We start from the raw sequence: 22,150 nt of genomic DNA on the forward strand, positions 1-22,150 counted from the left end.
CTCACGCACCCTCTTCTCCTCACTGCGTCGCCAAAGCAGGAGGAGTTCACCAGTCCCGTAGAGCAGCCAGTCTGACGGCGGCATGCCTTCAGGGTGGGGGAGTGGACTCGATCGGCGGATATCGCATCATTCGGAGACTCGGCTCGGGCAGCCGCGCAGACGTGTACCTGGGGCACGCCGGTCGCAGGCCGGATGGCACACCGGAGCTGGCAGCCGTCAAGGTGTTCAAGGACGGCACCCCTGACGAGGCCATCGACGCGGAGATCACCGCGCTGAGCCGCCTGGGTCACCCCCACATCGTGCGCCTCCTCGACCTTGCCACCGGGCCCCGGAACACCCCGAGCCTCATCCTGCAACGGTTGGAGCCGAGCGGGCTGGCTCGCCTGCTCGCGGACCGGCGTTCGCTGGAGGCGGGGGAGGCCGTCACCATACTCGCCCCGCTTGTCGCCGCGGTCACTGAGCTGCACCGGCTGGGTGTGACTCACGGGCGCATCGGGCCCGCTGCGGTGCTGTTCGACGCCACGGGCGCCCCCGTGCTGAGCGGGTTCGGCGCCTCCACGGTGATCACGCCCGGTGATGGGCAGCCCATCACACCGGCACAACTCGATGCGAATGCCGGAGTGTCCACCGACCTGGATGCTCTGACGGCCCTGGTCAGGTCGGTGCTCGCCCGCGTGGTCGACCCGGCGGTGCGTGCCGGCGACTTCTCCGCCTGGGTGGCTGAACAACGACGCGTCCCCGGCTACCCGGCACAATTGGCGCGCGGCCTGTTCGCGTTCTCTGACGCTGTCCCGGTGAACTTCAGCCCGGACGCGACGCAGGCTGTGGTTCCGCACCGGTTCGAGGTGGGCCGAGCTGTCAGCCCGGTGGTCGACGCACCGGAGCGTACGGGAGCAGCCGAGTGGACGGCTCGCCAGGCGGAGAGGCTACCGGAGTGGCTTGTCGACCGTCTGGCCGGCACGGTGGACGCGATCCGGCGGGTCAGGAGGCGCGTCTGGCTTGTAGCCGGGAGCGGACTTCTCGCCGTAGTCGTGGCAATCACCCTGGCCCAGGTACCGGAAGCTGCACCAGGAGCCGGCAATGCCGATGCCACTGTCGATGCCCTGACGGTTCCGGTACAACCAGTCGCACCGAGCGTCGCCGCCGGTGACGATCCTGTTGCCGCCGCAGTGGCGTTGCTGGAACGCCGTGAGCAATGCCTGCGAGAACGCTCGATCCTCTGTCTCGATACCGTGCACCAGGCCGACTCCGCTGCCTGGCACGCGGACGCCACCCGCATCCAGGGCGTGGAGGACGGCGGTGAGCTTGACGAGGACGTTTTCGCGGGAAGCGGCATTAGCATCATCGACCGTATGGGCGACACGGTACTGCTGGCTGTGGATCCAGGGCTCGGTGAACCTTCTGGAAACGCCACAGCCTCGGTCCTGATGATGATCAGGACCGAGGCTGGCTGGCGGATCAGGAGCCTCCTGGAAGGCCCTGCACCGTTCGTTGGTTAGATGCCGTCTCTTTAGATGCCGTCTCTTCAGATTCCGAGGTCGCCCGCGAAGTCGCCCGCCTCGAGGCGGTTCTTGACCTGCACGAGGAAGCGCGAAGCATCCGCACCATCGACGATGCGGTGATCGTAGGACAGCGCCAGGTAGACCATCGAGCGGATGGCGATCGAGTCGCTTCCCTCAGCGGTCACGACCACGGGCCGCTTGGTGACGATTCCGGTGCCCAGGATCGCGGATTGCGGCATGAACACCACCGGGGTGTCGAACAGTGCCCCACGGGATCCGGTGTTGGTCAGCGTGAACGTTCCACCACTGAGCTCGTCCGGGGTCAGCTTGTTGTCGCGGGTGCGCGCGGCCAGATCTGCGATCTGAGCCGCCAGCTCGGCAAGGTTGAGCGAACCAGCGTCACTGATCACCGGCGTGAGCAGGCCACGTTCGGTGTCGACGGCGATGCTCATGTTCTCCTGGGCCGGGTAGACGATGCTGTCGCCATCGATCGTCGCATTGACGATCGGGTACGACTTCAGCGCTTCGGCGGTGGCAAGTGCGAAGAACGGCAGGAACGACAGCTTGTTGCCCGTGCTCTTCAGGAAGTCGGCCTTGACCTGATCGCGGAAGGTCGCGACCTTGGTGACGTCCACCTCCACCACGGAGGTGAGTTGGGCGGATGCCTGCATCGACGCAACCGCGCGCTCGGCAATGATCTTGCGCAGGCGTGACATCGGAACTGTCGTTCCGCGCAGCGGTGACACCTCCACCTCAGCAGCCGGCGCAGCCGGTGCGGGAGCCACCGTGAGGTCTTCCTTGCGGATGCGGCCACCGACGCCGGTACCGCTCACGGTGGTGAGGTCGATGCCACGCTCGTTGGCCAGCTTGCGAACCAGGGGGGTCACGTAGCCGGCATTCGCCACGATAGACGGCTCAGTGGGAGCTTCCGGCGCGGCGGCTGGGACTGGAGCGTCATTGGAGGGCACGGCCGATGGGACTGATGACGGCAGGAACTCCTGGACTGGTTCCTGGGCCGGGGGCTCAGCGGCTGGAGCTGCCGGCGCCGCGGCTACTGGTTGTGGCGCTGCCGGTTGCGGTGCAGCCGGTGCCTCCTGCGGGGCGGGTTCAGCGGCGGCAGGTGCTTCCTCGGTGGGTGCCTCTGCTGGTGCCGCTTCGGCTGGAGCTTCTGCGGCTGGTGCTTCCTCGGAAGGAGCTGCTGCTGCTTCCTCAGCCGGCGCTTCGGCGGCTGCTGGTGCCTGCTCAGCGGGAGCCTCGGCTGCTGCCGGCGCCTCCTCTGCGGGGGCTGCCGGCGCCTCTTCTGCTCCACCGGCGGTTCCATCTCCGATGGTGACGAGAGCGGTGCCAACCTCGACGGTCTCGTCCTCCTGGACGAGGATCTGCTCGATCACACCGGCAATCGGCGAAGGAATCTCGGTGTCCACCTTGTCGGTGGATACTTCGACCAGCGGTTCGTCGACCTCGACGTGGTCGCCCACGTTCTTCAGCCAGCGCGTTACCGTGCCCTCGGTGACACTCTCACCGAGTGCCGGGAGGTTGACGGATTGGCTCATCAGGGTTGCTCCTTATAGCAGTGTTGTTGGGTTCAGCTTAGTTTGCCTGCGGCTGGCTGCCATGAAACGGGCAGAGATTCACCGTCGGGTTGCCCCTCGTGCGCGTCGGCGCTCGGGCTACATCGCGTGCAAAGGCTTGCCTGCGAGGGCCAGGAACGCCTCGCCGAGCGCTTCGCTCTGGGTCGGGTGGGCGTGGATCAACGGTGCAACGTCCTCGGGGTATGCCTCCCAGTTGACGGCGAGCTGGGCCTCGCTGATCAGTTCGCCGACGCGAGCACCGATCATGTGGACCCCGACCACCGGACCGTCGTTGACCCGCACCACCTTGATGAGCCCTGAGGTTCCGATGATGTGGCTCTTGCCGTTGCCGGCGAGGTTGTAGTCGTAGCTCGACACGTTGTCCGCTCCGTGGGCTTCCTTCGCCTTCGCCTCGGTGAGGCCGATCGACGCGACCTCGGGGTCGGAGTAGGTGACCTTCGGGATGTTGACATCGGCGATGACCTGCGGGTTCAGTCCGGCGATCTCCTCAGCGACGAAGATTCCCTGCTGGAAGCCGCGGTGAGCCAACTGCAGGCCGGGCACGATGTCGCCGACCGCGTAGACGTTCGGCAGGTTGGTGGCCAGGCGCTCGTTCGTGGTGACAAATCCGCGATCGGTCTCCACACCGACATCCTCGAGCCCGATGCCTGCCGTTGACGGGCCGCGGCCGACGGCCACCAGAAGCAGCTCTGCTTCGATGGTCTTGCCGTTCTCCAGCGTGACGACGACACCGTTCTCATCCTGGGTGACGCTCTGGAAGCGCACCCCGAGCGAGTACTCGATGCCGCGCTTGCGGAATGCGCGCTCGAACTGCTTGCTGATCGCCTCGTCCTCGTTGGGCACGAGGTGCGGCAGGGCCTCGATGATGCTGACTTCGGCACCCCACGACTTCCACACGCTGGAGAACTCCACGCCGATGACGCCGCCGCCGAGAACGGCAACCTTGTTGGGAACGAAGTCGAGCTCGAGTGCCTGCTCCGAGGTGATGACGCGCCCGCCGATTTCGAGGCCGGGGAGCGAGCGGGAGTATGACCCGGTGGCGAGGATCACGTTCTTGCCGGTGACCCGGTTTCCAGCCACCTCGACGGTGGTCGGCGCAACGAGCTTGCCCTCACCCTCGATGACGGTGATGCCGCGGGCCTTGATGAGGCCGCCGAGGCCCTTGTACTTGCTGGCGACCACTTCCTCGCGGTAGGCGGTCACTGCGGCGATGTCGATGCCCTCGAAGGCGGTCTTGACGCCGTACTTCGCGGAGTCGCGCGAGACATCCGCTACTTCTGCGGCGTGGAGAAGCGCCTTGGTGGGGATGCAGCCGACGTGCAGGCAGGTGCCGCCGAGCTTGTCCTTCTCGATCAGGCCGACCGAGAGACCGAGCTCGGATGCGCGGATGGCTGCAGCGTAACCGCCACTTCCGCCACCAACGACAACAACATCAAAATTCTGTTCGGACACCCGGCAACTCCTAGTGGTTCAGGTTTCTGCGTGACCCCATGGCTGATCCGCCCGGGCCTGATTCAGGGAAGTTTCGTACCCAAAAAACCTTACTACGCCCGAGAAATTTCCTCTGCCACGCCGAGCAGCGTGCGCACCGCTACCGCCGTCGGGCCCTTTCCGGTGAAGCCATAACCTCCGGCACCGTTGTTCGAGGAGCCGGCGATATCCAGGTGCGCCCAGGGGATCCGGTCGGAGGAATCCTCTGACACTGTGCCGATGAATTCCTGCAGGAAGACACCGGCGAGCAGCATTCCGCCTGCCGTGCTGCCGATCTTGGCGTTGGCGATGTCGGCGACGTCCGTGTTCAGCGACGCGCGGAGCTCCTCGGGCAGGGGCATGCCCCACATCGGCTCGCCCGCTTCGGTGGCAACCGCCAGCACGCTGCCGACCAGGTCATCGGAACCCATGACGCCGGAATAGCGGTTGCCCAGCGCGACAATGGCGGCCCCGGTCAGTGTTGCCACGTCGATGATGGCATCCGGATGCTCTTCACCGGCTGCGACCAGGCCGTCGGCCAGGACCAGGCGGCCCTCCGCATCGGTGTTCAGCACCTCGACCGTCTTGCCGCCCCGAATCCGCAGGATGTCATTCGGTCGGATGGCCGTTCCGGATGGCATGTTCTCGGCCAGGCACAACCAGCCGGTGATCCGCAGCGGCAGCGAGAGCCGGGCGGCAGCGAGCACAGTCGACATGACGGTTGCGGCTCCGGTCATGTCGTACTTCATGCCGACCATCGAGGCCGGCGGCTTCAGGGAAAGCCCGCCGGTGTCGAAGGTGATGCCCTTGCCGACGAGGGCGAGGTGCTTGGAAGCCCCTGCCGGCTGGTAGCTGATCTTCACCAGGCGCGGGCCACGGGGGGAGCCGGAGCCGACCCCGAGCAATCCGCCGAAGCCCCCCGCTGTCAGCTCATCCTGCGCGAGCACCTCCACCTCCACCGGAAGCCCTTCCGCGTATTCGATGACGGCGTCAGCGAAGGTCTCCGGGTACAGGTCGAGCGGCGGCATGTTCACCAGGTCGCGCACCTGGTGCGTGGCCTCACTCACCGTAAGGGCGCGGTCAACGATCGTGCCTGCGGTCTCCAGCGTGGAGTGGACGGTGATCGTGGTCGCGGGAACCTTGGTCTTCTCCTTCGACGCGTGACGGTACCGGGTGAAGGAGTACGCGCCGATACCGGCACCCTCGAGGACGGCGAGGGCATCCGCGTCGGTGCTGATCGGCAGCGCGATCACAAGCGAGTCGACGCCGACAAGCTGGCGCGCGGCTGAACCGGCGGCGTAGCGGAGTGTGGTGGGCGAAACGTCGCCCGGCCCGAGCCCGATCAGGGCGACGCTCGCAGCTGAGCCGATCCCGGGCAGCCGGGTGAGTTCGTCCTTGCCGCCCGACACGCCCATAGCGGCCAGCTGGGGGGCGAGGGAAGCGACTTCGGGAAGGTCGGTCGCCAGGCGAGGGCCATCATCCGTCGCGTGTACTCCAACGACCAGGACGTCGGTACTGATGGTGGTGGGGGATTGGGTGGAAACGGCGAGCGCAGGCACAGTCATGTGCCCCATGCTACGGCTGTTCGCTGACGGCGTTCGGCTAACGGCCGGTTCAGCCGAAGTGCCCAGTTACCCGCGGTTAGAGTGAATGCATGCTTACACCAGAGGGCCTGTTCGAGTGGGAGGACGACGCGTTCGTCGTCCCGGAGGGGCTTCCGCTCGTTGCCGGCCTGACCGGCTTCGCCGACGCCGGCTCTGCGGTCACCCAGTTCACCGAATATCTCACCGACAGCCTCGATTATCGGCTGGTCGCAACCTTCGACAACGATTCGCTGCTCGACTACCGCGCCCGCCGGCCGACGATCTACTTCGACCAGGACCACCTCACCAACTACCGGCCGGCAAGGCTGGCGCTGTACCTGGTGAAGGATGAGATCGGCCAGCAATTCCTGCTGCTCAGCGGCTACGAGCCCGACTTCCAGTGGGAACGCTTCACCTCCGCAGTCCTCGAGCTCATCGACGGGCTGAACGTCGCATCCGCCACCTGGGTCCATGCGATTCCGATGCCGGTGCCCCACACCAGGTCGATCGGCGTCACAGTGAGCGGGAACCGCACCGAGTTGATCGACGCGATGTCGGTGTGGAAGCCGCACACCCAGGTTCCGTCCAATGCAATGCACCTGGTGGAGTACCGCCTGCAGAACACCGAACTCCCCACGGCCGGGATCGTACTGCTCATCCCGCACTACCTGGCAGACACTGAGTATCCCGATGCCGCGGTTGCCGCCCTCAACGGGGTGTCGGCAGCTACCGGGCTGCTCTTCCCGACCGACCAGCTTCGTGAGGAGGGCCGCGAGTTCGTGGCCAAGATCGATGCCCAGGTTGAGGGGAACCCCGAACTCGCCAAACTGGTCGGCGCTCTTGAGGAACGCCACGACTCGTATATGGCGGGAAACCCGATGCGGTCCCCGCTGACGGATGAAGACGGCGAGCTTCCGACGGCCGATGAGATCGCGGCGGAGCTCGAGAAATTCCTCGCCACCAGGAGGCACGGGGAAGACAACGGCTCGTCGGAGGACCACCTCTAACACCGGGTGTGACCGGCATTCGGCCGTTGGAGTCTCGCCTAGGCTCTAACCGTGAATTCGTCGCGGGCGTGGCTGGTGTGGGGGGCTGCGGTAGCCGCCTACATGGTTGCCGTGCTCCAGCGCTCATCCCTCGGGGTCGCCGGGGTGGAGGCCATCGAACGGTTCGAGATCTCTGCTTCGCTGCTCTCGTCCCTTGGCGTCATTCAGATCGTGGTCTACGCCGCGCTGCAGGTGCCCGTCGGGATGGTTCTCGATCGGGTCGGACCGAAGGTGTTGATCGTTTTCGGCGGCGTGCTGATGCTGACCGGACAGCTGATGCTGGCGTCTACCGCGGACCTCGGCTTCGCATTATTCGGCCGCCTGTTGGTCGGCGCCGGCGACGCCATGACGTTCATATCGGTGCTGAGGCTCCTCTCGTTCTGGTTCTCCGGCCGAATCCTGCCGCAGGTTTCGCAGTGGACGGGGAACATCGGCCAGTTGGGCCAGATCCTTTCGGTTGTCCCGTTTTCCTGGCTGCTTCAGGGATTCGGGTGGACCACCGCGTTCGCCAGCGCAGGCGTGGCCTCAGCGGTTGTCCTCCTAATCGTTCTGGTGTTCGTCGCCAACAGCCCGCAGAAGCTGAACCCGGCAGAACATGCCCGGGGTTTCCGGCAGTCGATACGCCAGCTGAAAGAAGCCATGCGACGGCCGGGAACACAGCTCGGCTTCTGGTCGCACTTCGTCACCCAATCGCCTGGGACGGTCTTCGCTCTGCTCTGGGGGTTTCCGTTCATGGTGGGGGCACTCCATTACTCGAACGAGCTTGCCGCGGGACTCCTTGCCCTCCTGGTCGTGGCTGGAATGGTCGCCGGCCCCATCCTCGGACTCCTGTCCGCACTGTTCCCGTTGCGCCGGTCGAACCTGGTCCTGACCGCCGTGACAATGATGTTGACCGCCTGGGCTGTCGTCCTCGCCTGGCCGACCGAGCCTCCGCTGTGGCTGGTCAGTATCCTGATCCTCGTCCTGGGCGTCGGCGGCCCCGGTTCATTGATCGGTTTCGACTTCGCGCGGCAGTTCAACCCGCAACGAAGCCTGGGCTCCGCCACTGGAATCGTCAACGTCGGCGGATTCCTCGCCACCTTCGTCATCATGTTCCTCATCGGGACCATTCTCGACCTCATGAACCATTGGCGGATGGCGACCGGACTGCCGGACGAGCTGTTCTCGTGGGAGGGCTTCCGCGTGGCGTTCCTCGTGCAGTTCGTGGTGGTGGGGGCCGGTATCGCTGCCATGCTGCACGCCAGGCGTCGCACTCGACGCCTCCTTCACGAGGAAGAGGGAATACAGGTAGCCCCCTTGTGGGTTGTATGGGTTAGAGAATGGAAGCGTCGGCGCCGTGGCGGGAAGCCCGGTCAAAGCATGCAATAATTGTTGACAAGACCCGTTTGATGGTCTTGGAGTGACGGCACTCGAAGTGCGCGCATGTCCAGGACTTGACATGGGTCTTCATGCTGTCCAAAAACGAGGCTGTCAAAAAACGGTGCTGTCCAAAAACGATGCTGTCAAACAACGACGCTGCACTGCTCCACTGCCTCGCGGCTGACTCAGCGCTTCGACCCGAATGAAAGGTAACCGTATGGCTGCCCGAACCAAGACCACCACCGACACCACGGACCAGACGCCGGAAGCGACCGCCCCTAAGAAGGCGGAGACGAAAGCTGCGGCCAAGGCTTCCGCGACGAAGACGGCTACGACGAAGACGGCTGCGCCCAAGGCTGCTGCGACGAAGAAGGCTGCGCCTGCCGTCAAGGACGAGGCTCCCGCTGACAAGAAGGTGCCGGCCAAGAAGGCTGCGGCCAAGACCGCCGCGAAGGCTGCCCCCAAGACCGTGAAGGGGACGAAGGCTGCGCCCGAGGAGCCTGCTGAGACTGTGGCGGAGACGGCTCCCGCGAAGAAGGCGCCGGCCGCCAAGAAAGCGCCGGCCAAGCGCGGCGCCAGGGCCAAGGCCAAGGCCGACGAGCATGAAGACGAGTCGAAGGCGACGGATCACGAGCACGACGACGCCGACGACTCGGACGAGACCAAGTCGACCAGTAAGGACGAAGCCCTCCCGACCGGCGCATTGGTACTGTCGCTCGTTGACGACGAAGACGAAGTTCCGGTCTACTCCGCCGCCATCACCGGCGCCACCGCCGACCCGGTCAAGGACTACCTGAAGCAGATCGGCAAGGTCGCGTTGCTGAACGCGGCTGAGGAAGTCGAACTCGCCATGCGCATTGAGGCCGGGTTGTTCGCCGAGGACAAGCTGGCCAACGAGGCCGACAAGCTGTCGCCCGCCGCCCGGCGTGAACTTCAGTGGGTCGCCAAGGACGGGCAGCGGGCCAAGAGCCACCTGCTCGGCGCGAACCTCCGCCTCGTTGTGTCGCTGGCCAAGCGGTACACGGGCCGCGGCATGCAGTTCCTCGACCTCATCCAGGAAGGCAACCTGGGGCTCATCCGTGCCGTCGAGAAGTTCGACTACACCAAGGGCTTCAAGTTCTCGACCTACGCCACCTGGTGGATCCGCCAGGCGATCACCCGCGCCATGGCCGACCAGGCCCGAACCATCCGCATTCCGGTGCACATGGTCGAGGTCATCAACAAGCTCGCCCGCGTGCAGCGCCAGATGCTGCAGGACCTCGGTCGCGAGCCCACCCCGGAAGAGTTGTCCCGCGAACTCGACATGACCCCGGAGAAGGTCGTCGAGGTGCAGAAGTACGGTCGCGAGCCGATCTCCCTTCACACCCCGCTCGGCGAAGACGGTGACAGCGAATTCGGTGACCTCATCGAGGATACCGAGGCTGTCGTGCCTGCTGACGCGGTCGGATTCACCATGCTGCAGAAGCAACTGGAGTCGCTGCTCGATTCCCTGTCCGAGCGCGAAGCGGGCGTCATCCGGATGCGTTTCGGTCTCGGCGACGGCATGCCGAAGACCCTGGACCAGATCGGTGACACCTTCGGCGTGACGCGTGAGCGCATCCGCCAGATCGAGTCGAAGACCATGGCCAAGCTCCGCCATCCTTCACGTTCCCAGTCGCTGCGCGACTACCTGGAGTAGGCAGAAGCCTGGTGCGAGCGGTCAGGAGAGAGGTGCGCCGGGATGGCCGATGAGGCGAACGCGGGCAAACAGCTCGAAGCGGTGCAGGACGGCGTGCGGTACCAGCGAATTCCCATCAAGACCAAGCTGGTGCTGAGTGATGATGACATCACGGATGTCGTCACCGACTTCGCCGTCGACCGCCTGGAAGACGGCGACATTCTCTTCGTGACCGAGAAGATCGTGGCCATCACACAGGGTCGCTCGTTTCCGACGGAATCCATTGAGCCGCGCAAGCTGGCCACCTGGCTGTCCAACCATGTCACCAAGACCCCGAACGGCATCGGCCTGGGACTTCCGCAGACCATGGAGATGGCGCTGCGAGAGTGCGGTACCCCTCGCATCCTTTTTGCTGCCGTGGTCGCCGCGGTGACCAAGCTGTTCGGCCGGCGTGGCGACTTCTATCGGGTTGCCGGGCCCAAGGCCCGGGGAATCGATGGACCGACCAGCGGAACCATCCCGCCATACAACTCGCACGTGGTGCTCGCCCCCGATCGCCCGACGCACGTCGCACGCGAGTTGCGCGACGCCATCGGCAAGAACGTCGATGTGCTGATCGTCGACATGAACGACCTGGGCGGGAATGTGCTCGGTTCCACCATGGACCGCGCCGGAACCCGCGCCATGGAGCGGCTGCTGCTGGACAACCCCCTCGGTCAGGGGCGCGAGAGCACGCCGATGGGCATCATCCGCCGCACGGCGTAGGCCCCGCTTAGAACCCGATCGCTTCGCGGTACCTCGGCAGGCTGCCAGTACGGATGCCGGTGACGCTCGGCTTGTTCTCGTACACGCCCGCCGCCCAATTGCCTTCGACCAGTATTGGCCTGGTCTCCCCGATGACGACATCCCAGCCGACATACTGCATCTGCGGCACCACTCGGGCGACCTGGTCGATGAACTCGAACAGTTCGTCGACCATCGGCAGCTGGAAATCGGGAATCGACACCCCGGACTCCGGATGCGTCTCGTGCACGCTGTCGTGAGAGTCGTAGCCGCGTCCCCGTGATGAGCCGTCCAGGTTCAGCATCGTGTAGAAGCCGCCGAAGGTCTGCTGGTCGCTTGCCTCGCCGCGACCGAACTTCTGCGCCATGGAGAGCACATGGGTCTTGTCGCCGTCGAAGAACGTGGTGACCCTGGTGGTGTTCGCGGTACCGGGGCAAACGGCCGCCAGCGTGGGGTGCTGCCTGATGTACTCCTCAAGCAGGGTCTGCCCCTTGGCGATCAGCTCGCTGCGGAAGGCCTCCCAGTCGCTGATCGCATCCGCCTCATAGCGTGAAACGCCGTGGCCGGAGTCGCTGACCGGAACCTTGCCCATCACCCGACCGTGGCGCTGCGTGAACTCGCGCACCGCATCGACCGAAGAAGAGCTCACGTCGAGCCATTCGCGGCCGAGGTACGCGTCGAACGCACGGTTGAACGCAGTCTTGTCGTGAAAGACCTCGCGGTAATCGGGGTGGTCGTACTTCATCGCGATGTGGTTGGAGATGGAGTGGGTCATGTACGTCGCACGCTCGGCACGCGTCAGGATGGCGAAGTCGTAGTCGACATAATCCTGGAACGCGACGTTGCGGAAGGCGGCAGACCAGAGCATGTCCACAACGATGATCGGCGTCGCCTTGCCATGGGCGGCAGCGACTGCGCTCGCCCGGGACGTCAGAGAAGCGGCGTCGAAGCCACGGGCCCGACGCCACAGGTACTGAAGGCGACTCTTCACACCCAGGTTCTTCAATTTCACAGCGGTGTGTCTCCCATCGGCCACCATCACAACGTGCCCCCCAATCATACGGGGCGGTAGAGTGGAGGAATCTGGACGGCAGGCGGGACGGGGTGATCGTGAGCTTCTCCGCCCGTGCCCTCCACCTCTCCGCCGGGCAGTCTTCACTGCTGGCATCCGCCGCCCTGAACAATGCAGCCGTGAATGATGCTGCCGTGTCGAACGTCGTGCAGTCCCTGGAGACGCATCCACCCCGACTGGATGCCGAGGTCCTGACAGTCAAACGAGTGGGGCCAGGTGCCGGAGTCTCCTACGGCCACACCTACCGCACCACGACACCGACAACGCTCGCCCTGGTGGCGATCGGCTACGGGCATGGGCTTCCCCGTAAAGCCGGAAACCGGGCATCCGTCACCGCCCGCGGCGTGCGGATGCCGATTGTCGGCCGGGTGGCGATGGATGTCCTGGTGATCGATGCCGGAGACGCCTCCGTTGCCGCCGGAGACAGGGTGACGTTCTTTGGCGACCCGGCTTCTGCCGAGATCCCATTGGCGGAGTGGGCGGAGTCGGTTGGCGAGCATCCGTTCAGCGTTCTCGCCTGCCTGGACCATCGCGTGAGCAGGGTGGTGGCCACATGAGGATCACCGAGGCGACCGCTTTCGTGTCCGTCGATGCTCTGCGCCACAACGTGCGCCTGCTGCGTGATCGAGTGGCGCCGGCAGCGCTGCTCGCCGTCGTGAAGGACGACGCCTATGGGCATGGGGTGGACGCCGCTGTAGACGTACTCCTCGATGAAGGCGTGACGAGGTTCGGCACGCTGGACCTTCCGGGGGCGCTCTCGTTGCGCCGCCGGGCTCCGGACGCAATGGTATTCGCGTGGGTGTTCGACAGTGGTGACGACCTTACCGAGGCCATTCGGGCCGGAATCGACTTGGGGGTCACCGATGAGGCGGTGCTGGAGCGCGTGGCCACCGCCGGCGCCGCAGCCGGGACCCGGGCACGCATCCACCTGAAGCTCGATACCGGCCTGCACCGGGCTGGAGTGCTTCCGGCTGAGTGGGAGCGGTTCGTGCAACGGGCGGCAGCGCTCGAACGCGATGGGCTGGTCAAGGTCGCCGGGCTGTGGACGCACCTGGCCGAGGAAACGGATGATGACGACAGCCGCTCCATCGCCGAGCACCAGAGCGGAGTGTCGATCGCCGAAGCGCACGGTGTTCGCGACGTGGTGGTCCATGTCGCCGCGAGTGCAGCATCCTACGCGAGGGCGGATGCCCGGTTCGACCTGGTGCGGGTTGGCGCCTTCCTGTACGGGATAGCTCCCGGCGGAGGAGTTGGGCCGGCAGAGCTCGGGCTTCGACCGGTCATGACGCTGCGCGCGCCGATTCATCGCATCAGGGAGGAAGACGGCCGGGTGCTGGGCGAGTTGCCGATTGGTGGCGCATCCGGAATCCTTGCCGACGCTGCTGGCAATGTGACGGTCGCAATCGGTGGGCACCGTGTGCCGGTGATCCGCGTCGACCCGTCTCAGACGCTTATCGACGTGACCGGAAGGGCTGCGGAAGTCGGTGACACCGTGACGCTCTTCGGCGACGGCTCAGCCGGCGAGCCCACCCTTCAGGAGTGGGCTGACGGCATGGGCACCATCGGTGAAGAAATCGTGACGCGGCTAACGGCGACGATCCCGCGGGTCGTCACCGGCCGGTAACGGCTGTGGCCCTGGGCGGACTTTCTAGCCGCGCGCCTCGGTGAGGAGTCGTGCTGACTCGTCGTGCCACTCGGTGGCAACCGCAGCCAGCTTTTCCTGGTGCTTCTTGCCGTGGTGAGCGCAGAAGAGCAACTCGCTGTTTCCGATGGAAACGCGAATGTAGGCCTGGGCTCCACAACTGTCACAGCGGTCTGACGCCGTGAGCTCGTGGGCGGAGGCCAGCTCGTCTACAGCTGTGGTTCCGGGTGCAATGTGGGACACGTTGCTCCTCCAATTTTCTTGACGACTAACTTCCGTGCATCTATACAAGCACGCCTTGCCGCAGGATGGGTGAGGCGGCGGGCGCATTTCGCTGACCGCGTAGGAAACCCTCGGCCGACGGGTGTCGGATGCGAAGGTTGTCTGCGCGGCTCACTAGTCTTAACACCGCCCGCCCAGCCGCCATTCCCTGCGGTCTTCGGCGGTGCGCAGCTCGGTCGCACTAAGGAGAATCAGTGACAAACTCGGACTACTCGGCGAGGCACCTTTCGGTCCTGGAAGGCCTTGAAGCGGTCCGCAAGCGACCAGGAATGTACATCGGCTCCACCGATTCCCGCGGCCTCATGCACTGCCTGTGGGAGATCATCGACAACTCGGTCGACGAGGCGCTAGGCGGCTACGGGGAAAAAATCGAGGTGATCCTGCACCAGGATGACAGCGTCGAGGTTCGCGACCGTGCCCGCGGCATCCCGGTGGATGTCGAGCCGAAAACCGGGTTGTCCGGCGTGGAGGTCGTCCTCACCAAGCTGCACGCCGGTGGAAAATTCGGCACCGGATCGTATGCGGCATCCGGTGGACTGCACGGCGTCGGAGCATCCGTCGTCAACGCACTGTCAGCGAGGCTCGACGTCGAAGTCGACCGCGGCGGCAAGACCTGGGCCATGTCCTTCCATCGCGGGGAGCCCGGGGTGTTCGCCGACTCGGGGGAGCCGAGCCCGGATTCCCCGTTCACCCCGTTCGAGAAGCGCAGTGAATTGAGGGTGGTCGGCAAGGTTGCCAAGGGCGTGACCGGCACGCGGGTGCGCTATTGGGCGGATCCGCAGATCTTCACGAAGGGTGCGACATTCCAGACTGAGGAGCTTGTCGCCCGAGCCCGCCAGACGGCATTCCTGGTGAAAGGCCTGGGCCTTGAGATCACCGACAACCGCCAGAGCCCGCCCACCGAGGAATCGTTCCGCTACGACGGTGGGATCGCCGAGTATGTCGAGTTCCTCTCCAAAGATCCGGCGCTCACCGGCATCTGGCGACTGACCGGCACCGGGCAGTACACCGAGACCGTCCCCGTTCTCGACGACAAGGGGCACATGGTGCCGACTGAACTGCACCGGGAGTGCGAGGTCGACGTTGCGCTGCGATGGGGCACCGGATATGACACCGTCTTCCGCAGTTATGTGAACATCATCGCCACGCCGAAGGGCGGCACCCATCAGGCCGGTTTCGAGGCCGGGATGCTGAAGTTCCTCCGAAACCAACTCGAAGTCAATGCGCGCCGGCTCAAGGTCGGCAACGACAAGCTCGAGAAGGACGACATGCTTGCCGGCCTGACCGCCGTACTGACGGTACGCATCCCGGAGCCGCAGTTCGAGGGGCAGACCAAGGAGATCCTGGGGACTCCTGCGGTTCGCAACATCGTCTCATCCGTCGTCGCCAAGGCGTTGGCTGAGAAGTTCAGCTCCAGCAAGCGTGACGACAAGACGCAGGCCGCGCTGGTGCTCGACAAGGTCGTTGCCGAGATGAAGTCGCGAGTTTCGGCAAGAGCCCACAAGGAGACCCAACGTCGCAAGAACGCGCTGGAGAACTCCTCCCTGCCGGCCAAGTTGGTCGACTGCCGCAGCAGCGATGTCGCCAACAGCGAGTTGTTCATCGTCGAGGGCGACTCGGCCCTGGGTACCGCCAAGCTGGCCAGGGACAGCGAGTACCAGGCGCTCCTGCCCATTCGCGGGAAGATCCTGAACGTTCAGAAGGCCTCCATCTCGGACATGCTGTCGAACGCCGAGTGCGCGTCGATCATCCAGGTGATCGGTGCCGGATCCGGTCGCAGCTTCGACCTGTCATCCGCCCGCTACGGCAAGGTCATCATCATGAGCGACGCGGATGTCGATGGTGCGCACATCCGGACGCTCCTCCTCACGCTGTTCTTCCGCTACATGCCGGACATTATCCGCGACGGCCGCGTTTATGCCGCCGTGCCTCCGCTTCACCGGGTGGTCGTGATGAACCCGGGCACTAAGCCGAACGACACGGTCTACACCTACTCCGAGGCTGAGCTGCAGGGCGTCCTGGCTGCGCTGAAGAAGTCGGGGAAGCGGTACCAGGATCCGATCCAGCGCTACAAGGGCCTGGGGGAGATGGATGCCGACCAGTTGGCCACCACCACCATGGATCGCAGCCACCGCACCCTTCGCCGCGTGGAGATCACGGATGCGGAGCGCTCGGAAAAGGTGTTCGAGCTCCTGATGGGCAACGATGTCGCCCCCCGCAAGGAGTTCATCGTTGCCGGTTCCAACGACCTCTCGCGCGAGCGCATCGACGTCTAGCATCAGTCGCCTACCGTCCCACTCCCTTCGTAGGTGTTTCTTGCACGCGCGGGTCGAACTCACTGGTTGACAGGTTGCCCCTGGTCGCCGGCGCGGTGATTCGAGTGGTGCGCTGGAGTATTCGTCGCGGCGCAACGCTCAAACGACAGCGCGGCTGCTTCCGCCGATCGACCTCCCGGCAGGTCCGCGCTCGGTTCCACGGTGCGTGTACGGATCTGCGGGGCGCCACGGGCGCCGCTAGCCGAACGCTGCAGCGCGCACGCATATGCACAAGCGACCCACGGAACAATGCGCGAAGCAGAAGAAGGGTTGGGAAACTCGCTTCAATTGGCGAGAAAAATGATGTCTGCCACTTCTCGCGGCTTGAAGGTTTCATCGAAGTCGCGATCGTTTGGCACCCAGACGTCCTCCCAGAGGGCGTCGTGTTGCCGACCGAGGTCATGGTCGCGCTCTCTGCCCCGCTGCGCGGCAATTCCCGGTTCGGCGTCAACCCAGATTGTCAGGTCGAACGCTCCCTCAAGGTCTGAATGGAACAGCCCGATGCAGTCGATGATCAGGACGGCGGCATCCGGCAGCGGCTCCGGGTTTGCCAGCGTTCGAGTGCTCCAGTCGAAGCGTTGGAATGAGCCCTTTTGCGCAGAACGGAATGGGACGATGACTTGCCGCAGCAGCCGAATGCGGTCGACGCCATCCCAGTCAGCGGAGCGGTGGTGAGAACGCGTCGGATCCAAGAAGTCGTCGCCACGGATGCGAACGGAGCCGTCAACGCGGGCCAGCAAGTCTCGGGTGAGAGTGGACTTTCCGGAGCCTGCGTACCCAGAAATCCCGACCACTAGGCGCGTGCCTCCAACGCGGAGCTGTTCGATTGCTGAGGCGACAGCCTCTGGCGTATCCACGATTTTGTACTGGCTCAACGGGCAGCCGAACCTACAGCTCGTGGCCGATGAAGCCGACGACGGCATCCAGTGGTGTACCGGACGCGTCACGCTTGGCGCCAGCCTCGGGGAGTGAGCGCGGCGCACCGTCGGAGGCCACGGCCAACGCGGGAGCCGGTCCCGCCCACGCCACACTGAGCATGTCCTCACCCTTGAGGAAGGCGTGCGCGCGAACGCCGCCCGTTGCGCGACCCTTCGCCGGGAACTCGGCCAGCTGCGAGACCTTCGCGCGCCCGGGGTCGGTTCCGGCAATGGTCGCCGCAGAGGTGGAGATTGTCGCAACGACGGAGTCGCTCGCGTCAGCGATCGCCGTGAAGTGAATGACCTCCGCTGAGGGCGAGAGCTTGATGCCCGCCATGCCGCCGGCGCTTCGCCCCTGAGGGCGCACGGCCGTCGCCGGGAAACGCAGCAGCTGAGCGTCAGAGGTGACGAACACCAGCTCATCGTCGTCCGAGCCCTGAACCACGCCAACGACCTCGTCGCCGGGTTTCAGGGAGATGATCTCGAAGTCTGGCCGGTGCGGCGCATCCGCCATCACCACCCTTTTGACAACACCCTGCCTGGTTCCGAGGGCTACCGGTTCCTCAGCGGTGAGCGAGACCAGGCCGACGACCCGTTCACGTTTCGTGTCGATGGCGAGGTACTCCGCGATCGTGACACCGGCAGCGAGCTGGATCGAGTTTCCGGGAAGCACCGGGAGGTCCACGGGCGAGAGGCGGATCAGCCGTCCGGTCGACGTGACAGCGCCGATCTCGGTTCGACTGGTGGTGGAGACACTTGCCCGAATCGCGTCGTGCTTGCTCCGCCTCGAGGCGCGAGCCGGTGCATCCGCATCGTCGCTCACGTCGACTCGGATCACGCGCCCGGTGGTAGACAGGATCACCCGGCATGGAACATCCGCATGTTCGAGAATGGGTGCCTGCTTCGACGAACCCGCCTGTTTCGATGAACCCGTTGCGACGCTGGGGCGCGCGTGGGTCAGCATGGTGCGACGCGGCGTTCCGTACTTCTCGGCCACATTCTCGAGCTCGTGCGAGACCAGGTGACGTACCCGAACCGGATCGCTGAGCAGCAGCTCCAATTCAGCGATCTCAGCACGCAACTGGTCGCGCTCGGCCTCCAGCTCGATGCGGGAGAACTTGGTCAGGCGGCGCAACCGCAACTCGAGGATGTACTCGGACTGCACGTGGCTGAGGTCGAAAACGTCCATCAGGCGGGTGCGGGCCTGCTCCGAATCATCGCTGGTGCGGATGACCTGGATCACCTCGTCGATATCCAGGATGGCCACCAATAGTCCCTCGACGAGGTGCAGGCGCTCCTGCTTCCTCGCCAGCCGGAAGCGGCTTCGCCGCGTCGTCACGGAGATGCGGTGGTCAAGATAGACCTGCAGCAGTTCTCGCAGACCCAGGGTCCTGGGGCCGCCGTTCACCAGCGCCACGTTGTTGAAGTTGAACTGGTCTTCCAGCGGGGTGTGCTTGTACAACTGCTCGAGCACCGCTTCCGGGTTGAACCCGGTCTTGATGCCGATCACGAGGCGCAGCCCGCGTTTGCGGTCGGTGAGGTCTGTCACATCCGAGATGCCGCTGAGCTTCTTGGACGTGACACCGTCCTTGATCTTCTCGATGATCTTCTCGGCGCCGACCATGAACGGCAGCTCGGTGACGATCAACCCGGTCTTGCGGGCCGTGACCGGCTCGATCGACACCTTGGCCCTCGTCTTGAAGCTTCCGCGCCCGGTTTCATAGGCGTCACGGATGCCTTCCAGGCCGCTGATGGTGCCACCGGTAGGCAGGTCGGGACCCGGGACGAAGCTCATCAGGTCATCGAGGGAGGCATCCGGATGCTCGAGCAGGTGCCTGGCCGCCCCGACCACCTCGATGAGGTTGTGCGGGGCCATGTTGGTGGCCATGCCGACCGCGATGCCGCTCGCCCCGTTGACCAGGAGGTTGGGGAAGGCAGCGGGCAACACCTCCGGCTGGGTCAGCTGGTTGTCGTAGTTGGGCACGAAATCGACGACATCTTCGTCGAGGTCTGCGGTCAATGCCGTGGCTGCGGGTGCCAGACGGGCCTCGGTGTAGCGGGGTGCGGCCGGGCCGTCATCGAGCGACCCGAAGTTGCCGTGTCCGTCGATGAGCGGAACCCGCATGATGAACGGCTGGTTGAGGCGCACCATGGCGTCGTAGATGGAGGCATCGCCGTGCGGGTGCAGTTTGCCCATCACGTCTCCGACGACTCGGGCCGACTTCACGTGGCCCCGGTCGGGCCGCAGCCCCATCTCGGTCATCTGGTACAGGATGCGTCGCTGGACAGGCTTCAAGCCGTCACGTGCGTCAGGCAGGGCGCGCGAATAGATGACGGAGTACGCGTACTCGAGGAACGAGCCCTCCATTTCAGAGGCGACATCGACAACGTCGATGCGTTCACCGGAGTCTTCGGGAATCGTGGATGCAGGTGTAGTCATAGGATTGCCCTCATGCTATCGGCCCCTAAATCGGTGCGGTTTAGCCTTGCCGATGTTCTGCGAAGTTGCCTGTCCGCCACCTCTGGTGAGGCGAACCCGCTCTCGCTGCCGCCGGTCGACAAAACGGTGGTGCTCCTCGCCGACGGGCTGGGGGCATCCGTGCTCAGGGCATCCGCGGGTCACGCCCGTACTCTTGCGCCGCTGTTGAACGCAGGCACGACGGCCACCGCCGGTTTTCCGACCACGACGGCGTCGGCGCTGGCATCCCTGACCACCGGGGACGAGCCCGGAGTGCATGGGCTGATCGGCTACACCGTGCTCGACCCCGAGCATGACCGGATCGTCAACCAGCTCACCGGGTGGGATGCGCTGCTGGATCCGGCCACCTGGCAGCGCAGCAGGACGATTTTCGAGCGGGCGACGGATGCCGGTGTGCCCGCCTTCGCGGTCGGGGTCGAACGCTACCGCAACACCGGCTTCACCCATGCCGTGCTGCGCGGGGCCGAATACCGGGCCGCCGTTTCCATGGAGGAACGGCTGGCGGAGGCCCGACGCATCCTGGATTCGCACGATCGTGCGCTGGTTTACGTGTACGTGCCCGAGCTCGACCAGGCGGGGCACAAGCACGGGTGGCAGTCGGCACAATGGGCTGACCGGTTGGAAGAGCTCGACGCGGCTGTGCGTGCCTTCGCGCCAGCGCTGGGCAGTCGTGAGGGGTTGATCCTCACCGCGGACCACGGGGTCATCGACGTGGCCGCTCACAACCATGTGCTCTTCGACTCCGATCCCGCACTATTGGACGGCATCCGCCATGTCGCCGGTGAACCGCGTTGCCTGCAGCTTCATTTCGAACCGGATGCTTCGACTCCTCTCCGCGAGACGGTCACCTCTCGGTGGCGGGAGTCGGAGTCCGGCAGGTCGTGGGTCGCCACCCGGGCCGAGGCGATTTCGGCTGGCTGGTTCGGCGCATCCGTTCACGCCGAGGTCGAAGCGCGTATCGGGGACCTGCTTGTCGCCGCGCGCAAGTCGATCGCCTACTACGACGGCAGGGACGAGCGCGCGTCCGGTCGCACCATGATCGGACAGCATGGTTCGATGACCCTGGACGAGCAGCTGGTGCCGCTATTACGGTTCGGAGCGTTCGCCTGAAGGCGTCGGCTCACGTTCCGGTCGACTAAAGGTCGTCGTCAGACTTGGCGCCGAAGACGATGTCGTCCCAGCTGGGCATTGCCGCCCGGCCCTTCTTGCCCGGCCTGGAGAGGGACACGACCGGCTTGGGCGTGCCGACCCTCGTCGGGCCGGGATGCGCATCGGCCGGTGGCGCCGCCGAACTTGCCGGTGGTGGCGTTGGAGCGCTGTCGCCAGCTGAGAAGTCATCGAGTGGCACATCGATGACGCGGATGCTGCCGGTCGACGGGTGGGCCGAGCGCGCGTCATCCTGATCATCGAAGGCGGCGGATTCTCGTTCGCCCCGCCGGCGACGGAGGGCCTCAAGGAGGTCTGCGGTGTGACCCAGTTCAGCGGTTTCGCCATCGGCGGTCGTTCCGGTGGTGCCGGTATTGATGGCGCCGGGAACCACAGCAGAGTGACCCCCGCGATTGAACGGCAACGGGTCGACGTAGGGTGCCGTGTCGTGCCCGGAAAGCTCTTCTTCCGTGAAGGCGCCGCTGTCGAAGCGGGAGTTGTCCGGGACCCGGTCTTCGGTGCTGACGGCGCGCAACCGTGGGATCAATGCACCAGCCAGCTCGCCCTGCTGCGACAGCGTCACCGCGTCGCCGTTCAGTGGTGCCAGTGCGGATTTCTTGGGGTCGAACTGCCAGCGGGCGTCGTGATCCACCTGTTCGGCGGTGAAAGCGAGTTTGACGACCCAGCCGCCACCCTGCTCTTTCCAGCTCGCCCAGCGTTCGCCGGTGGCGCCCAGGTCGTGGAGCCGTTCGCGAATGACGGTTCCGAAGGTCGAACCTTCGCCCAGCGGATCAGTCTCCATCGCAGTGTGCACCGGGACGCTCAGCGCAGCGCTGACGACATACTCACGCTCGGCGAGAACGGGGCCTTCGAATTTCTCGATGTATTCGAGCGCCACTCCGGTGATCGACGCGACGTCCTGAGCGGACATTCCGCTGCGAATATGCGCCTGGATCTCGCGGGGAGACAGCTTGCGCCCGTTGCCCGCAGCCGGTGCGGCCTGGCGGATCTTGGACTGCAACACCTCATCGATGGGAATGCGGTAGTGCTCGCCGTCGTCGGACGTGACCAGGAGTGAGCCGTTCTCCACTCCGATGACTCTCAGGTCTTGCATGCTGATCGCCTTTCCGGCCGTCATGTTCGGGTCTAGATTGTCACGTGATTCATCATCCGGGCGGGAATAACTCGGGCGTGCCGCAAGTTCGGTCTGTTGCAGCATTCCCGGGAGTCTCACAGTGGTTTGCAATTCACTACCGGATGATGCAAACTGTCGCCGCCGAATACGAACATGTCGGCACAAACCAG

At 65.1% G+C, this 22,150-nt stretch carries 17 protein-coding genes; 9 read left to right on the plus strand and 8 right to left on the minus strand.

Annotation, left to right across the window (positions count from 1 at the left end; genetic code table 11):
- Positions 1–101: 101 nt before the first annotated feature.
- The gene (locus tag ACX3PH_RS08005; RefSeq protein ID WP_459091188.1) at positions 102–1,499 is read left to right on the plus strand and encodes a protein kinase domain-containing protein; all 1,398 of its coding nucleotides are present in this window, start codon (positions 102–104) and stop codon (positions 1,497–1,499) included.
- Positions 1,500–1,525: 26 nt separating this feature from the next.
- On the opposite strand, the gene ACX3PH_RS08010 is transcribed toward ACX3PH_RS08005, so the two are convergent.
- The 3 genes from ACX3PH_RS08010 to ACX3PH_RS08020 all read right to left on the minus strand — a co-directional run bounded on the left by ACX3PH_RS08010 (position 1,526) and on the right by ACX3PH_RS08020 (position 6,129).
- Positions 1,526–3,055 carry a 2-oxo acid dehydrogenase subunit E2 gene (locus ACX3PH_RS08010; RefSeq protein ID WP_459091190.1) on the minus strand — a complete coding sequence of 510 codons (1,530 nt, stop codon included), beginning with the start codon at positions 3,053–3,055 and terminating at the stop codon, positions 1,526–1,528.
- Positions 3,056–3,172: 117 nt separating this feature from the next.
- Positions 3,173–4,546, minus strand: a complete 1,374-nt coding sequence (gene lpdA / locus ACX3PH_RS08015; RefSeq protein WP_459091191.1) for a dihydrolipoyl dehydrogenase — start codon at positions 4,544–4,546, stop codon at positions 3,173–3,175.
- A gap of 92 nt (positions 4,547–4,638) precedes the next feature.
- Positions 4,639–6,129 carry a leucyl aminopeptidase gene (locus ACX3PH_RS08020; RefSeq protein ID WP_459091193.1) on the minus strand — a complete coding sequence of 497 codons (1,491 nt, stop codon included), beginning with the start codon at positions 6,127–6,129 and terminating at the stop codon, positions 4,639–4,641.
- A gap of 89 nt (positions 6,130–6,218) precedes the next feature.
- Here ACX3PH_RS08020 and ACX3PH_RS08025 point away from each other — a divergent pair, with 89 nt between their 5' ends.
- The 4 genes from ACX3PH_RS08025 (at position 6,219) to ACX3PH_RS08040 (ending at position 10,974) form a co-directional block, all read left to right on the plus strand.
- Positions 6,219–7,154, plus strand: a complete 936-nt coding sequence (locus tag ACX3PH_RS08025) for a proteasome assembly chaperone family protein (protein ID WP_459091195.1) — start codon at positions 6,219–6,221, stop codon at positions 7,152–7,154.
- Between the two features lie 51 nt (positions 7,155–7,205).
- Complete coding sequence (locus ACX3PH_RS08030; protein WP_459091197.1) at positions 7,206–8,561, plus strand: MFS transporter; 1,356 nt, start codon at positions 7,206–7,208, stop codon at positions 8,559–8,561.
- 208 nt (positions 8,562–8,769) lie between these two features.
- Positions 8,770–10,230, plus strand: coding sequence for an RNA polymerase sigma factor (locus tag ACX3PH_RS08035; protein WP_459091199.1), 1,461 nt, complete (start codon positions 8,770–8,772; stop codon positions 10,228–10,230).
- A 42-nt stretch (positions 10,231–10,272) separates the two neighbouring features.
- The gene (locus tag ACX3PH_RS08040; protein ID WP_459091201.1) at positions 10,273–10,974 is read left to right on the plus strand and encodes a coenzyme F420-0:L-glutamate ligase; all 702 of its coding nucleotides are present in this window, start codon (positions 10,273–10,275) and stop codon (positions 10,972–10,974) included.
- Between the two features lie 7 nt (positions 10,975–10,981).
- Here ACX3PH_RS08040 and ACX3PH_RS08045 read toward each other — a convergent pair whose 3' ends face one another.
- Entirely contained in the window at positions 10,982–11,983 is a 1,002-nt protein-coding gene (locus ACX3PH_RS08045; RefSeq protein WP_459091203.1) for a sugar-transfer associated ATP-grasp domain-containing protein, read from the minus strand.
- 119 nt (positions 11,984–12,102) lie between these two features.
- On the opposite strand from ACX3PH_RS08045, the gene ACX3PH_RS08050 reads away from it, so the two are divergent.
- Both ACX3PH_RS08050 and ACX3PH_RS08055 read left to right on the plus strand, forming a co-directional pair.
- Entirely contained in the window at positions 12,103–12,621 is a 519-nt protein-coding gene (locus ACX3PH_RS08050; RefSeq protein WP_459091205.1) for an alanine racemase C-terminal domain-containing protein, read from the plus strand.
- Positions 12,618–13,688, plus strand: coding sequence for an alanine racemase (locus ACX3PH_RS08055; RefSeq protein ID WP_459091207.1), 1,071 nt, complete (start codon positions 12,618–12,620; stop codon positions 13,686–13,688). Before ACX3PH_RS08050 ends, ACX3PH_RS08055 begins: the two co-directional genes overlap by 4 nt.
- A 24-nt stretch (positions 13,689–13,712) precedes the next feature.
- Here the strand turns inward: ACX3PH_RS08055 and ACX3PH_RS08060 are convergent, their stop codons facing one another.
- Positions 13,713–13,940, minus strand: a complete 228-nt coding sequence (locus ACX3PH_RS08060) for a DUF7455 domain-containing protein (RefSeq protein WP_459091464.1) — start codon at positions 13,938–13,940, stop codon at positions 13,713–13,715.
- Positions 13,941–14,182: 242 nt separating this feature from the next.
- Between ACX3PH_RS08060 and ACX3PH_RS08065 the strand changes: the two genes are divergently transcribed.
- Entirely contained in the window at positions 14,183–16,264 is a 2,082-nt protein-coding gene (locus tag ACX3PH_RS08065; RefSeq protein ID WP_459091210.1) for a DNA gyrase/topoisomerase IV subunit B, read from the plus strand.
- Positions 16,265–16,587: 323 nt separating this feature from the next.
- Here the strand turns inward: ACX3PH_RS08065 and ACX3PH_RS08070 are convergent, their stop codons facing one another.
- Together ACX3PH_RS08070 and ACX3PH_RS08075 are read right to left on the minus strand one after the other, a co-directional pair.
- Entirely contained in the window at positions 16,588–17,097 is a 510-nt protein-coding gene (locus ACX3PH_RS08070; RefSeq protein WP_459091212.1) for a uridine kinase family protein, read from the minus strand.
- Between the two features lie 94 nt (positions 17,098–17,191).
- Complete coding sequence (locus ACX3PH_RS08075) at positions 17,192–19,660, minus strand: DNA gyrase/topoisomerase IV subunit A (RefSeq protein WP_459091214.1); 2,469 nt, start codon at positions 19,658–19,660, stop codon at positions 17,192–17,194.
- Between the two features lie 12 nt (positions 19,661–19,672).
- Between ACX3PH_RS08075 and ACX3PH_RS08080 the strand changes: the two genes are divergently transcribed.
- A complete protein-coding gene (locus ACX3PH_RS08080; protein WP_459091216.1) occupies positions 19,673–20,809 on the plus strand; it encodes an alkaline phosphatase family protein in 1,137 nt (378 codons plus the stop codon).
- A gap of 25 nt (positions 20,810–20,834) precedes the next feature.
- Here the strand turns inward: ACX3PH_RS08080 and sepH are convergent, their stop codons facing one another.
- Positions 20,835–21,959 carry a septation protein SepH gene (sepH, locus tag ACX3PH_RS08085; RefSeq protein ID WP_459091218.1) on the minus strand — a complete coding sequence of 375 codons (1,125 nt, stop codon included), beginning with the start codon at positions 21,957–21,959 and terminating at the stop codon, positions 20,835–20,837.
- Positions 21,960–22,150: the final 191 nt, after the last annotated feature.

The sequence above is a fragment of the Homoserinimonas sp. A520 genome (genome assembly GCF_054489245.1).

Coding starts and splice junctions, on each gene's coding strand:
- ACX3PH_RS08010 (WP_459091190.1), bottom strand. CDS start 3,055: ATGAGCCAATCCGTCAACCTCCCGGCACTCGGTGAGAGTGTCACCGAG.
- ACX3PH_RS08020 (WP_459091193.1), bottom strand. CDS start 6,129: ATGACTGTGCCTGCGCTCGCCGTTTCCACCCAATCCCCCACCACCATC.
- ACX3PH_RS08025 (WP_459091195.1), top strand. CDS start 6,219: ATGCTTACACCAGAGGGCCTGTTCGAGTGGGAGGACGACGCGTTCGTC.
- ACX3PH_RS08035 (WP_459091199.1), top strand. CDS start 8,770: ATGGCTGCCCGAACCAAGACCACCACCGACACCACGGACCAGACGCCG.
- ACX3PH_RS08040 (WP_459091201.1), top strand. CDS start 10,273: ATGGCCGATGAGGCGAACGCGGGCAAACAGCTCGAAGCGGTGCAGGAC.
- ACX3PH_RS08055 (WP_459091207.1), top strand. CDS start 12,618: ATGAGGATCACCGAGGCGACCGCTTTCGTGTCCGTCGATGCTCTGCGC.
- ACX3PH_RS08075 (WP_459091214.1), bottom strand. CDS start 19,660: ATGACTACACCTGCATCCACGATTCCCGAAGACTCCGGTGAACGCATC.
- ACX3PH_RS08080 (WP_459091216.1), top strand. CDS start 19,673: ATGCTATCGGCCCCTAAATCGGTGCGGTTTAGCCTTGCCGATGTTCTG.
- sepH (WP_459091218.1), bottom strand. CDS start 21,959: ATGCAAGACCTGAGAGTCATCGGAGTGGAGAACGGCTCACTCCTGGTC.